Source organism: Legionella steelei (assembly GCF_001468005.1).
Taxonomy (GTDB): Bacteria; Pseudomonadota; Gammaproteobacteria; order Legionellales; family Legionellaceae; genus Legionella; species Legionella steelei.
This window is the reverse complement of record NZ_LNYY01000021.1, coordinates 1-359: the sequence shown is the minus strand read 5'-3', so window position 1 is coordinate 359 and position 359 is coordinate 1. Positions and strand designations below refer to the sequence as shown.

The window sequence follows — 359 nt, the reverse complement described above, 5'->3', positions numbered from 1 at the left end:
GGAACAGGTGGCACAAGCGCTACTTATACCACTGCAAGTTTAACGACTGGAAGTAGTGGGAATACGTACCGAGTAGTGGTTACTGATTCCGCAGCGGTTCCGACATCCGTGACCAGTGGCGCTGCAACGCTGACCGTTAATGCAGCGCTTAGTACTTCTGCACCATCTAACACCACGGTGGATGCAGGGCAAACGGCAACATTTTCAACCACTGCGTCGAATGGAACCAGCCCTTATTCGTACCAATGGCAGATCAGTACAGGCGGCGCTTATTCAAACGTTTCTAGCGGAACAGGTGGCACAAGCGCTACTTATACCACTGCAAGTTTAACGACTGGAAGTAGTGGGAATACGTACCG

1 protein-coding gene is annotated in these 359 nt (G+C 51.3%); it reads left to right on the top strand.

Annotated elements, in window-relative coordinates; translation table 11 throughout:
* A partial coding sequence (locus Lste_RS14615) for a hypothetical protein (RefSeq protein WP_193393433.1) occupies window positions 1-359 on the top strand: 359 nt, incomplete at both ends.